This window comes from Bacillus sp. S10(2024) (genome assembly GCF_050473865.1).
Taxonomy (GTDB): domain Bacteria; phylum Bacillota; class Bacilli; order Bacillales; family Bacillaceae_G; genus Bacillus_A.
The window spans coordinates 3,882,704-3,896,549 of the sequence record NZ_JBFLUR010000002.1; the positions used below are offsets into that span (position 1 = coordinate 3,882,704).

Sequence of the window (13,846 nt, forward strand, 5' to 3'; positions counted from 1 at the left end):
ATATTAACTAGGAATAATATGTCAAATTAATATTTAGAAAAATTTGGTTTATTTTTTTGCATAGCTGAATGTAGGGATATTATAGATGGAAGATAAATAGTATGAACGTTTATTATGTCCTTTGTGCAAATACAGGCGGAGTAATCATCCTTAACGGTAAAACTATTGAGTGTCCAATCTTCAATCTGAACATTTTTCAAATGAATATTTGGTGTTAGATATCCTGGGATACTATTTGGTGGCTTTTGAAATCCAGTTCCCTGCGCTTTTAAAATAGCTTCTTTTTGAGTCCAAAGATGATAAAATGCGTAAAGTTTTTCTGATTGATGGAACTTATGGAAATCTTCTAACTCTAGATCAGTCATAATGAGGGAGCTAAGTTCGTTAGGATCGAGTGTAGGATTTATATTCTCAATATCAACACCAATAGTTTGGTATTGAGAGAAAGAAAAAGCTGCAATATCTTGAGAGTGTGAGAGATTAAATTGTATGTCTTGCTGATTTTGTAAGGGAGGTACGAACGGCTTGCCATATGAATTATAGTGTAGCTCAATGTCTTGCGGGTTTAGTCTAAGGTAGGAACTTAATAAAAGGCGTAAAATTCCGCGACAAGCGATAAAAGTTTCTTTGGACTTTTGATCCAGAAATTGATGTGCCCTCTGTTTTTCATCTTCTGAGAGGATACTTTTTAGTAGATAGGCAGAACTATCTAATTCTAATAGCCATAAGTGAATATTGGATTTAGATAAAGGTGGAACATGTTTTAAACAATTTTTTAGTATACTCATTTTACCTCTCCTTTTAGTTTGTCTTCCCTTAACGTATTTGAAATAAATAAAGGAGTCAATATAATCCCTAATTTATTGCGCTTTATACGGATGTCTAAAAAGTTGAGAAATATTACAATTTTGTTAGGTTAAAAAGAAAGGGGCGTATGTTATATGAAAGATTTGCACTTGTTTGTAACACTACTTTTTGTACTAGTAATAATTATTGCGGTATCTCGATTTGTAGGATACTTATGTTTGCGTATTGGTCAGCCGCGTGTTTTAGGGGAGATGATAGCAGGGGTTCTATTAGGTCCAACTTTGTTTGGAGCTCTTGCCCCAGATTTACATGCAATTCTATTTTCAGCCGATATTAAAATGATATTGTATATGCTTAGTAATCTGGGTTTAGCTCTTTACATGTTTTTGGTTGGTGCAGAACTTAATTTTGGAGAGTTTGATAAGCGTTTTTATAAAAGTTCAGTTGCTTTAGCATCAGCGGGATTTATCACCCCTTTTGTGTCTGGTATTTTCTTGGCACTACTATTACACAGTCAATTCTCAAAAGGGGGTAATTGGATACATTTCAGTTTGTTTATTGCGATTGCTATTTCTATGACTGCTTTCCCAATGTTAGCCAGAATTTTTCAAGAGAGAAAACTTATGAATTCTAAAATTGCTAACATTACCCTGCTAGCGGCTAGCATTATCGATGCATTTGGTTGGATCACACTGGCTATTGTAACGGCTCTAGTAACAACTGACTCGGTTAGAGGTGGTCTGATTGCTGCAGGAGGGGCAGTAGTTTTTATGTTAGTATTGCTAACCATTGTAAAGCCATTAGTAAATAAATTAGGGAAGCTAGTTGAAGAAAGGGGGACTTTATCGCAAGGTCATATAGGAATCATTCTTGTTCTTGTATTGAGTGCTGCGGCTATAACGGATTACATTGGTGTATATTCAGTATTTGGTGGTTTTATGTTAGGGGTTGTTATGCCAAAAAACCAAAAATTTCAAAGTGAACTTCGTTCGAAGTTAGAGGATATAGTTGTAGTATTTTTAGTCCCTATTTTCTTTACTTATTCTGGGATTAATACAAGTTTCTCAACTTTAAATTACTCTCTTTTCATTGCCTTTCTTGCTATTTTATTAATTGCTGTTGCTAGTAAATATGCAGGGTGTCTTTTTGTAATGAAAAGGATGGGATTTGGATGGAGGGAATCTTCTGCCATCGGTTCCCTTATGAATGCAAGAGGATTAATGGAGTTGATTGTTTTAAATGTGGGACTTGCTTATGGGATTATTCCCCAAGAGTTATTTTCTTTGCTGGTTTGGATGGCTATTATTACAACTGCTTTGGCAATGCCGTTATATAATCTTTCTTTCTCATTTAAGACTACAACTAAAAAATTAAAACAACAGTTAAAAGCCAGTTAAATATTTTTAATTATTAGAATGTTACAAAAATAAAACATATATAGGAGTTGTTAGAAATGAATAAACTTATTCACGATGTAGTAATTATTGGTGGGGGACCTGGTGGCATACAATTGGCATTAACTTATAAAGAATTATGTATAGAACAAGGAAAAGAGCCTAATATGGTAGTTCTTGAAGCCGCTCATGAGGTGGGACATTCATTTAGTAAATTCCCAGTTCATGGTAATTTAATCAGTAACAATAAGTTATATTCAGGGAAGCCTTATAAGAGTCGTTATGCAGAACGCTTTGATTGGAATAGCTTAATTACAAAAGATAAAGATATTTTAATGCGTAATTATAGCGTGGACTTTTATCCGCGTCGAGAAACTGTCGTTCAAATGTTAGGGGATTTAGTACGTAAGTATGAGTTACCGGTTCAATATGATACTCAATGGACAGGGACAAAAAAGAACGACCAGGGTTTATTTGAAGTGGAAACGACAAAAGGAATATTTTTAAGTCGTACAGTTGTTGTGGCGACGGGACTAAAGCCGAGTAAGCCTGAGGTTGAAGGTATTGAGATGGTTACAATGTATGAAGATATGAAACCAAAAGAATATTACCGTGATAAAAGGGTGTTAATTATTGGAAAAGGAAATAGTGGCAGTGAAAGTGCATTAGATATTTTAAATGAAGCAAATGTTATTATGTTAGCTAGTCCAACTCCGGCAAAATTAGCTTATCAAACACATTATGTTGGTAATCTTCGAGCTGTAAATTCTATTATTGCAGAGAATTATCAATTAAAACATCAGGCGGCTCTACTTGATTGTTGCATTCAGAAAATTGAAAAAGTAGAAGGCGGATTTGACGTGACTGTAGCATACGTACATGCCAATGGCGAAGTAGAGAAATTATTTTTCAATGAGATTGTTGCTGCAACTGGATTTGAAGCAAATATAGAATCACTTATTCAAGATTTTAAGATTAATATTCTTCATAAGAAATTTCCTTCTATTAATGGAGTATTTGAATCTACTGAAGTTGAAAATTTATATTTTGCAGGAGTACAAACACATGGTTTGGATTATAAAAGTACATCTACAAGTGGTTTCATCCATGGTTTCCGTTATAATTCTAAAATCCTTGCTCACCATCTAACTGAAAAATTAGGCATAGCTGAAACGAGAACCAAGCCTGTGGAAGGTTGTATAGTAGAGCTAATTTTGGATGAATTGAATAATTCAGGAGAATTATGGCTTCAGCCTGCCTTAGTGGGACTATTATTACAAAATAAGAATGGTCAGTGGAAAGAAATGGGGCATCGTACATCACATGAATTCGAAGGTATGGAAGTAGAAGAAGGTGAAGTATTTGTATTTGTAACCCTTGAGTATGGAGATATTCATAAGTTTCAGGAAACTTTAAACATTCCACGTGTTCCAGGTGACGCTTCTCAAAGTGTTCATATTCATCCAGTTATTCGTGTGAAAACAGAGGGAGATATCCAAGAAAACCATTTAGAAGAACACTTAGAATCACGTTTTGATAAAGAAAAGTATGTTCCTTTCATTAAAGGAATTATTAATCAAATAGAAGTTGTACATGCGTAAATAATTAAGAAAAAGGGGAGTGTGATTTTACTTTTTAGTAGATAACATAAAAAAATATGCAGTCAGCGTAAGTTGATACTTGAGTGACAAACTGATTGAGCTTAGATTGAAATTGATCTTAATTATAGTAAATATAATCTTTAATGATTTGTTTTAACTTAAATTCTGAGCTCACTTGTCATAGTTACAAACTATTCGTTTTGAGGAGTTAAGTTCAATATAGGCGTGATCAAGGCAGTTTTCTTTGCAAGAGAGACTGCTTTTTACGTCACATGTTTCTAAAATTTTGTTGTACGGCTAAGGTGTATGAACGTAATGTAGTCTTTTTAAATAGAGAAGTACTTGATAGCGTTTGAGGATATACCATTACGTCTAGTTTGAATTTTCTAGTATAGAATTCAAATGGTTGCCCCTTTTCGTGAAAGAGCTATCATTTCAAAGGCTCAGTACTTGTGCCATTTGTTGTTTTTTTCTTTTTGAATATTGAGTCAAAATCTTTGTTATTACTACAGTTTTCTATTTTTTAAAGGTTGCGGAGAATACGGATGTGGTTATACGTACAGCTTTGTAGAATAATATTTAATTCAAAGTAAAGGAGATTATCAATGGGGAAGCGTGTAGTAGTAACAGGTATGGGCGTCATTACGCCAATTGGCAATGATGTGGAATCCTTTTGGCATAATGTGCTCCGTGGTGTAAGTGGAGTAGCGTATATAAGCTCTTTTGATACAGAAGGTTATACAACAAAAATAGGTGCAGAAGTGAAGGGATTTGATCCAAGACTCTACTTTAATTCTAAAGAGATTAATCGTATGGATAAGTTTGCACAATATGGGGTAATAGCTGCAAGGCAAGCTGTTGAAGGAGCAAAATTACCTATAGGTAAAATTAATCCATACCGTATTGGGACTATGGTAGGTTCAGGGGCAGGTGGTATGCATATGCTCATGAAAAATTATAAGAAATTCTTGGAGAAAGGGCCAAGAGGTATAAGTGCTTACTTAGCATCAGGAATGACAATTAATGCTACATCAAATGAAATTGCTATTCGTGTAGGTGCAAAGGCAAAGAGTGGAGCATTTGTAACTGCTTGTGCAACTGCAGCCACTTGTATTGGTGAAGGAATGCGAGCCATAAAGCATGATGAGGCTGATGTCATGATTGTAGGGGGGACAGAAGGGGACTTTACTCCAATTGATGTAGCCTCTTTCTCCAAAATTAAGGCGCTTTCTACTAGGAATGATGCTCCTCAAGAAGCGAGTCGACCATTTGATAAAAATAGAGATGGCTTTGTAATTGGTGCAGGAGGAGGCGTGTTAGTTCTGGAATCGGAGGAGTTTGCTAAGAGAAGAGGAGCGACGATATTAGCCGAATTGGCTGGATATGGAACGACGACAGATGCTTATCATATGACAGCGCCAGATAGTAAAGGTGAAGGGATACTAATGGCAATGAAACTTGCGCTAAAAGAAGCTGGCTTGAAACCGAATGATTTAGACTATATCAATGCTCATGGAACAAGTACGAGACTTAATGATTATATTGAAACAATGGCTATCAAAAAATTGATGGGGGATCACGCTAAGTTAGTTCCAGTTAGCTCTATTAAGTCCATGACTGGTCACCTGCTTGGAGGTGCCGGGGCTGTGGAGTTAATTGCGAGTATTCTAGCTCTACAAAATGATATTGTTCCTCCAACAATTAATTATACGGAACCGGACGAAGGGATGGATTTAAACTATGTGCCTAATGAGGCGCAAGTACACAAGGTTAATGCAGTAATGAGTAATTCATTTGGATTTGGCGGACATAACGCTTGTCTTGTTGTAAAAAAATATAATGGATAAAACAAGGGGGATTAAATGAACAGAATAGCAAGAAGAACTAGAGAGAATAACGTAGAAAGTTTTTTAAACATGGATTTATGCATCCATGAGCTAATTGAGAAACAAGTTGAATTAACGCCTGAAAGAACAGCGGTTATTTTTGAAGGAGAAGCTCTTTCTTATAAACAACTGAATGAAAGAGCAAACCAATTGGCTAACCTTTTAATTCAAAAGGATTTAGAACTTGAAGCACCAGTGGGAGTGTGCATGGAACGCTCTTTAGACTTGGTAGTTGCATTATTAGGGATTTTGAAGGCTGGAGGTGCGTATATACCTTTGGATCCGTCATACCCAAAACAAAGGTTGGAGTATATGCTTGAGGATTCTAGGCCATCATTTATTATTTCGACAAAAGATAAGAATGAATTATTTATATCATCTTTAAATCAAGAAAAATGTATTTTTTTAGACCAATGTGAAGAACTGGAGAATCAAATTAAAATCAACCCTAAGTCATCAGTAAAACCCGAAAATTTGATGTATATCATATATACATCCGGTTCGACCGGTAATCCTAAAGGTGTAATGAATACACATGCTGCTCTTAATAATCGTCTTCAGTGGATGCAAAAAGAATTTTCCTTAGGAGACATGGACCGTATTTTGCAAAAAACGCCTTACAGTTTTGATGTTTCGGTATGGGAGTTTTTCTGGCCATTGCTTTCTGGGGCAACTCTAGTAATAGCAAAACCAGAAGGGCACAAAGACCCAAATTATCTTATGAAAGTGATTGAGGAGTATCAAATCACAACGGTTCACTTTGTACCATCTATGCTACAAATCTTTTTAGATGCTTGGGAATCAAAACAACAGCAAACGTCTTTAAAAAGAGTTATCTGTAGTGGAGAAGCACTAACTAAGTCGATGGAACAAACATTTTTTCTGAAAATGGGAAAAGTAGAACTCCATAATCTATATGGACCAACTGAAGCGGCTATTGATGTTTCTCATTGGAAATGTGATGGACGAGAATCAGGAAAGATGGTACCGATTGGATACCCTATTAGTAATATTCAGCTTTATATACTGGACGAGAATAAGGTACCCATTGAGGAAACAGGAATTAATGGTGAACTGTATATTGGTGGAATAGGTGTTGCTAAAGGATACTATAACAAGCCGGAGTTGACAGATGAAAGGTTTATTAAGAATCCATTCAAAGATGGAGAAAAGTTATATAAAACTGGTGATATTTGTAGATTTCGTCACGATGGTGCAATTGAATATGTGGGAAGAAGCGATTTTCAGGTTAAAATTCGTGGTATAAGAATTGAATTGGGGGAAATCGAAGCTATTATTGAGCGCCTTCCCCATATTAAACAGTGCGTTGTAGCTACGTTTTATGAAGAGAATCATACATACTTATCAGCTTATATAACGTTAGTTGAAGGGAAAGAATGGAATGAAGAGGAGACGAGAATAGATGTTGGAAAGTTACTTCCTGAACACATGGTCCCATCGTTTTTTGTTCAACTAAAAACCTTACCTTTATCCCTTAATGGAAAGATAAATCGAAACGATCTACCGAATCCAAAAATCTTACGCATTATTGAAGAAAGTGAAAAGCCTGTAACTACTACAGAGAAATTTATCGCTAATTTATGGGGAGAACTTCTTAAGTTGGACAAGGTAGGCCTTAATGAATCGTTTATCAACATAGGGGGGAACTCTTTGTTTGCCGCAAGGTTTGCTGCTCGGATAAAAGAAGATTTAAATATTTTTATAACATTGCAACATCTATTTGAATATCCAACCGTTCGTAAGATTAGTGACTTTATTGAAGAGCAAAAATCTGATTCAGAGCAGATAGAATTAATTCCAAGTGTCACATCTAATACCCGTATGGATCTTTCATATTCACAAAAAAGACTGTGGTTTATTAATGAACTAGAAGGTTTAAATTCTTTATATAGTTTGCCGAATTATATAGAGATCGAGGGAGACTTACATGTTAAGTCGTTGGAAAAAGGTTTAAATGAGGTAATACAACGACAGGAGATTTTAAGAAGTAATTTCTTTTCGGGAAATGGAGTACCGTATCAGATAATTAATTTTAATAAAGATTGTGTTTTGAATGTGATTGATTTATCTGCACATGGTGAAGAAAATGGAATGATAGAAGCAATAAAGGAAATGAAAGATGATGCTGCTATTCCATTTAACCTTGAGATAGATCCATTATATCGCTTTAAACTATTTAAAATTAATAAAAAACGACATATTTTATATTTTAATATGCATCATATTATCTCAGATGGCTGGTCTCATAATGTTTTTAAAACAGAATTATTTGAATACTATAAAAAAAGTATTGATTCAAAAATGCTTAATAAAGAAGAGAGAATTCAATACAGTGATTATATTGCTTGGCAGAATAATTTGACAAATAGCCCTTTATATAAGAAGCAACTGACTTATTGGAAAGAAAAATTATCTACTGAGGCACCTATTATTCAATTAGCTGCAGACCAGAGAAAAATCCCCTCTGGTAATTATGAAGGGAATATAAATACGTTTAGATTCCCACATAAATTAATAGTTCAATTAGAGCGAATATGTAAAAAACAAAAAAGTACATTATTTATGGCTATGCTCTCTCTATACAAGATTTTCCTATATCGTCTCTCTTCTGAGAATGACTTGGCTGTAGGAATACCTGTCGCTGGTCGTAATCATCCAAAATTGGAGGAGTTAATAGGTTTCTTTGTTAATACGTTAGTTATTCGCAATAGAATTGAAGAGGGGATGTCATTTGAGGATATATTGCAGATTGTTCGAAAATCATCAATTGAAGCATTTTCTAATAGTGATGTACCGTTTGAACAGGTTGTAGAGGAGGTTCAACCTCAGCGATCTGTACACCAAACACCATTATTTCAATATATGTTTGCTTTTCAGGATTTTTCTCCTTCATTAGTAGAAGTTCCACATTTAAATGTTAGTGAACCAGTACTTATTCATAACGGAACAGCTAAATTTGATTTGACTTTATTTATTGAGAAGGACGTTAATGGCTATTATGGAAAGTGGGAATATCGAACTGATGTTTTTAGTGAAGAAGCGATTGAACGTTTTACAAATGTCTTTTTAAATTTACTTTCTGCTGTTATTAATTATTCTGATTTTCCTGTGGAGCAGCTTTCATTACTTACAAAACAAGAAGAAGAACTTTTAATTAAAGGGTTTAATCCTACAAAGAATAAGTTTCCTACTGTTTGTTTGCATGAACTTTTTGAGCAACAAGCAGTACGTACACCTGAATACATTGCAGTGAAGTATGAGGGGCAGCAACTAACATATAGGGAGCTGAATGAGAAAGCTAACAAACTGGCTCATTTTCTCAAGGATAAAGGAGTTAAGCCGGATACACCAGTTGGACTACGAATTGATCGTTCTTTAGAACTTGTTGTGGCAATGTTAGGAATTCTAAAGGCGGGTGGAGCGTATCTTCCAATTGACACGGAACTTCCAGAAAATCGTGTGTATTCGATACTTAGCGATGCCAATGTATCGCTATGTTTAACACAGAAATCACGGGTAGCTTTACAAAGTCCAGGCATTGAATACATGGAGTTTTCTTTGCTTGAAAGTAATTTTGATAATTTTCCAGATACCAAGCCGCATGTTACGTTAAATCACGATCATCTTGTATCCGTATACTATACATCAGGATCTACTGGAAAGCCGAAAGGAGTCAGTAGTACACATAAAGGATGGGTAAATAGAATGAACTGGATGCAAAATAAGCATCAGTTAAAGGAGAAAGAGGTGGTTCTACAAAAGACTACTTTGACATTTGATGATGCTGCAGTAGAATTTTTTTGGCCATTGATGGTTGGTGGAACTATTGCGCTTATTCCAAAAGATACACATAAGGACCCTAGTAGTATCATACATTATGCAATTCATTATAAGGTTTCGGTGTTACAATTTGTCCCTAGCATGCTACAAATGGTGCTGGATTTGATTACACCAGAACAAAAATTATTATTATCCAATTTAAGAATAGTTGTCTCAAGTGGTGAAGCTTTAAAAGTGGAGCTTATTAATGAGTTTTATAAAAAAATGCCAGGTAATCTATTTAATTCATGGGGAGCAACAGAGGTATCAATTGATTCTACGTGCTTTGATTGCCAACCAGTTTGTAATCAATTTTCAGAAATTTCTTCAGTAGGTAAAGCGATCGATAATAACCGTGTTTATGTGCTTGATCGTTACTTGAAGCCAGTTCCTCTCGGAACTGTGGGTGATTTATACATTGCTGGTATTGGTTTAGCTAGAGGGTACCTGAATAATCCTGAACGAACAGCAGAGGCTTTTATTTCAGATCCTTTCTATCCAGGAGAATCTATGTATCGGACAGGGGATAGAGGATATTTGCAATCCAATGGAAATATTATGTTCGTTGGCCGAGAGGATAATCAGATTAAACTGAGAGGTATGCGTATTGAACTTGGAGAAATTGAAAACACCCTGAGAATGTTAAAGAGTATAAAAGAAGCAGTAGTGATAGTAAAGAAGATGGATTCTGATATTCAGCATCTAGTAGCATATTACACAATGGAACAAGGTAATACGGATCCTTGGTTTATAAAGCAAGAATTGCAACAAGTCCTTCCTGATTATATGGTACCAAGTTACTATGTGGAGTTAGAAGATTTTCCACTTAATGCAAATGGTAAGATTGAGCGAAATAACCTTCCAGATCCTTCAAAGGAACATTTAGTAATTAACTCTCAATTTATAATGCCAAGAACTCAAGCTGAGAGGAAGATGGAGAGTATTTGGATTCGAAGATTAGGGCTAGAACGAATTGGTATTCAGGACAACTTCTTTGAACTAGGGGGCCATTCGCTACTTGCTGTACAAATTATAGCGGATATTAATAGAGAATTTAACACTAATATGCAGGTTAAGATGCTATTTGAGAACCCTACTATAGAGGGAATAAGTAGTAAGGTTCAAGGGGGATGTGAAATAGGTGCACGTAAAAACCCTATCGATAAGGTTGATCGAAGTAAACCAATTCCTGTATCAGACGCTCAAAAGCGGATTTGGTTTCTAAATAAATTAAATCATGACACTAAATACAATATGCCTCTTGTATTGAAATTTAGTGGCTTAGTAGATGAGATAAGGTTGAATCATTGTATTAATCAACTCATAGCTAGACATGAATCTCTGAGAACGGTATTTGTTGAGAGAGAAGGAGTTCCATATCAAAGAGTACTACCTCAAGTAAGTATTTCCTTACAGAAAAAATATCTAGAAGGAAGTGATTTGCAAGGGATTATTCAAGAGGAATTACAGCAAACATTTAATCTATCACAGGCTCCTTTAGTGAGAGGAAGTTTAGTGAGAAGCCGTAAGGAAGATACATTAATTCTAGTATTTCACCACATTATATGTGACGGTTGGTCATTGACTGTTTTAAAAGATGAACTCCTTCGTCTTTACATGGGTGAAATGAAATTGTTAATAGAAGAGCCAACTCAGTATCCAGATTATGCTGTTTGGCAAATGAAACAGCAAAAAGAACAGGATTATAAGGAGCAAGTTTTATATTGGAAAGAAAAATTAGCTGGTCCTATCCCTTTGCTACAATTACCGATAGATAAACAAGTAAATGACCTTAAACAGAAAAATTATACGATTCATAAGGTGCTCGATAGAAAACTCTCAAGGAGAATCAGGTCATTTAGTAGAGAACAAAAGGTAACAACATTTATGTATTTTTTGACTGCATTTAATATGTTATTGGGTAAGCAGTCAGGACAAAAAGAAATAATTGTAGGAACGCCAGTTATAAATCGGAAATTAGAAGAGCTATCAAGTTCAGTTGGACTATATTTAAATACCTTACCATTGAAAGCTGATATCAAAGAAGATATAACATACCTTGAGTTATTACAACAGATGAAGGAAGTTGTTATAGAGGCTTTTGAGAATCAAGATATCTCGTTTGAGAAGATTGTTGAAGAGGTTCAACCTGATCGGAACTTAAGTAGAAATCCACTATTTGATGTCCTAATAAATTATAGGAATTTTGAAGAAGAGAAAACTTACAGGCTAGGTGATTTGGAGGTACAAGAGGTTGTTGTAGATTCCATTGAATCGAAGTTCTTTATGACACTCTATATTGAAGAAACTTTGGAACACTTTAATATTAGCTTGGCTTTCCAAAATGATATGTTCTCTATAGAGAGAATGGAAGAGTTACTTAATCAGTATGTTTATCTTCTGGAACAGACGTTGCAAATTTCATCAGGACTAGTAGGGGATTTTTCTTTAATCACTCCTCAGGCCAGAGTATTACTACCGGACCCAACAGAGCAGCTGAGGGAAGAAAAATTTCAGACCGTTATTAATAGTATTGAACAATGGGCTTTAACTATGCCACATCATGTAGCTGTCGAGGAAGGAGATGTTCAATATACGTATCGCAATTTACAACATAGATCTCTACAAATTGCCAGAGCACTTTTAAGCAAGGATGTAAAGGCTGAGACAGTGGTGGCTGTATATGGAAAAAGAAGTTTTGAAATGATTGCCTCTATTTTAGGAGTTCTTCAGGCAAATTCTATTTTTCTTAATATTGATCATCAGGTACCAGTGCAAAGAATGAAACAAATGTTAGAGATAGCACAAGCAAAATGTATTTTAGCTACTGAACCAATGCCAGCAGAACATGAGAAAATTGCTAATGAGCTCGGAATGTCGATAGTTAGAACGGATATGATTCCTTTATCAACAGAAGAGCCGGACATGGCTATTCATTCTAATTGTACAAGTGAAGATGCATATATTTTCTTTACATCAGGTACAACTGGTGAGCCAAAGGGAATATTAGGAACACATAATGGTTTAGCGCAATTTTTACAATGGCAAAAGACACAATTTCAAGTAACTCCGAAAGATCGCACTGCCCAATTAACACATGTAGCTTTTGATGTATATCTAAGAGATATATTTTTGCCTTTAACAAGTGGAGCAACTCTTTGTATCCCATTAGAGGAAGAGACAAATATCCTTGGATGGTTACAGAGGAAGGATATAACATTACTCCATGCAGTGCCATCTCTTTCAAGGATTTGGTTAGATCATTCAGCTAAAGGAGAATATTTAAATGAATTACGACATATTTTCTTTGCTGGTGAACGGTTACAAGCTAATTTAGTCCAAGCTTGGCAGCAGGTAACTGATGCGCAGATAAATAATTTCTACGGACAAACGGAGACAACGCTCGCAAAATGTTTTTTTGAGGTTCAGGCAGAATTAGATTTTGATGTAATTCCGATAGGCAAGCCAATTCCACAAGCACAGTTGCTGATTTTAAATGAAAGAGGGCAGCTTTGTGGTGTGGGAGAACCAGGTGAGATTATTGTTAGAACACCATATTGTACAAAAGGATATATTAATAAAAAAACGGAGGCATTCTTTGAAAGTACTTTTACAAAACACCCAGAGGATAAATTGTATCGGACAGGTGATATGGGAAGGTTTCGTCTAGATGGTGGAATTGAAATTATTGGGCGTAACGATGGACAAATCAAAATAAGAGGCGTCCGCATTAATAAAGATGAGATTACTGCTGTAATTCTTAAACAAACGAATGTAAAACAATGTTTAGTCTTAGATGTTCAAGATATGGGAGAAACAAGGCTCAATGCGTATGTAGTATTTAAGGAGAAAGATAAGGTTGATTTTAATCTACTACGTAGGGAATTAATGAGAGAACTTCCATTAGCCATGATTCCGAGTCAATTTATAGAAATTGATAGGTTGCCTGTTACCAAAAATGGAAAAGTGGATCAAGTGCAGTTGTTAGAATATGTAGTTGAAAGAAAAACGGAGTCTGAAGAGAGAAATCTGTGTCCGTTAGAGAAAGAACTTGTAGCAATTTGGTCAGAATTATTGCCTAGTAAAAACATTAAGCATACTGATAACTTTTTTGAATTAGGAGGACATTCCTTATTAATTGTAAAAATGATTTCCTTTGTTCGGGAGCGTTTAAATTATGATATTAGTTTACGAACAGTTTTTGAACATCCAACAATTCAAGAGATAGCAATTCATCTGCTTGATAGTAAGAAGAAAAAAAATATAGCTATTACAAGGGTTGAGAGAATTAAATATAGGATTGAAGAATAATGGAGGG

The 13,846-nt window shown here is 35.1% G+C and carries 5 protein-coding genes; 4 read left to right on the forward strand and 1 reads right to left on the reverse strand.

The genetic code is table 11. The features are described 5' to 3' along the window. Window positions 1–26: 26 nt before the first annotated feature. Window positions 27–788: a 4'-phosphopantetheinyl transferase family protein gene (locus AB1280_RS19705; protein WP_429756740.1), complete on the reverse strand. Its 762-nt coding sequence runs from the start codon at window positions 786–788 to the stop codon at window positions 27–29. A 153-nt stretch (window positions 789–941) separates the two neighbouring features. Between AB1280_RS19705 and AB1280_RS19710 the strand changes: the two genes are divergently transcribed. The 4 genes from AB1280_RS19710 to AB1280_RS19725 all read left to right on the forward strand — a co-directional run bounded on the left by AB1280_RS19710 (window position 942) and on the right by AB1280_RS19725 (window position 13,839). Then, window positions 942–2,204, forward strand: coding sequence for a cation:proton antiporter (locus AB1280_RS19710; RefSeq protein WP_429756741.1), 1,263 nt, complete (start codon window positions 942–944; stop codon window positions 2,202–2,204). A gap of 56 nt (window positions 2,205–2,260) precedes the next feature. Then, complete coding sequence (locus tag AB1280_RS19715; protein WP_429756742.1) at window positions 2,261–3,802, forward strand: NAD(P)-binding domain-containing protein; 1,542 nt, start codon at window positions 2,261–2,263, stop codon at window positions 3,800–3,802. 605 nt (window positions 3,803–4,407) lie between these two features. Further along, a complete protein-coding gene (gene fabF, locus AB1280_RS19720; protein ID WP_272189055.1) occupies window positions 4,408–5,649 on the forward strand; it encodes a beta-ketoacyl-ACP synthase II in 1,242 nt (413 codons plus the stop codon). A 15-nt stretch (window positions 5,650–5,664) separates the two neighbouring features. After that, entirely contained in the window at window positions 5,665–13,839 is an 8,175-nt protein-coding gene (locus tag AB1280_RS19725; protein ID WP_429756743.1) for an amino acid adenylation domain-containing protein, read from the forward strand. Window positions 13,840–13,846: the final 7 nt, after the last annotated feature.

What these genes read in the sequence shown, in the direction of transcription:
- AB1280_RS19710 (WP_429756741.1), top strand. Translation starts at nt 942, where the DNA reads ATGAAAGATTTGCACTTGTTTGTAACACTACTTTTTGTACTAGTAATA.
- AB1280_RS19705 (WP_429756740.1), bottom strand. Translation starts at nt 788, where the DNA reads ATGAGTATACTAAAAAATTGTTTAAAACATGTTCCACCTTTATCTAAA.
- fabF (WP_272189055.1), top strand. Translation starts at nt 4,408, where the DNA reads ATGGGGAAGCGTGTAGTAGTAACAGGTATGGGCGTCATTACGCCAATT.
- AB1280_RS19715 (WP_429756742.1), top strand. Translation starts at nt 2,261, where the DNA reads ATGAATAAACTTATTCACGATGTAGTAATTATTGGTGGGGGACCTGGT.
- AB1280_RS19725 (WP_429756743.1), top strand. Translation starts at nt 5,665, where the DNA reads ATGAACAGAATAGCAAGAAGAACTAGAGAGAATAACGTAGAAAGTTTT.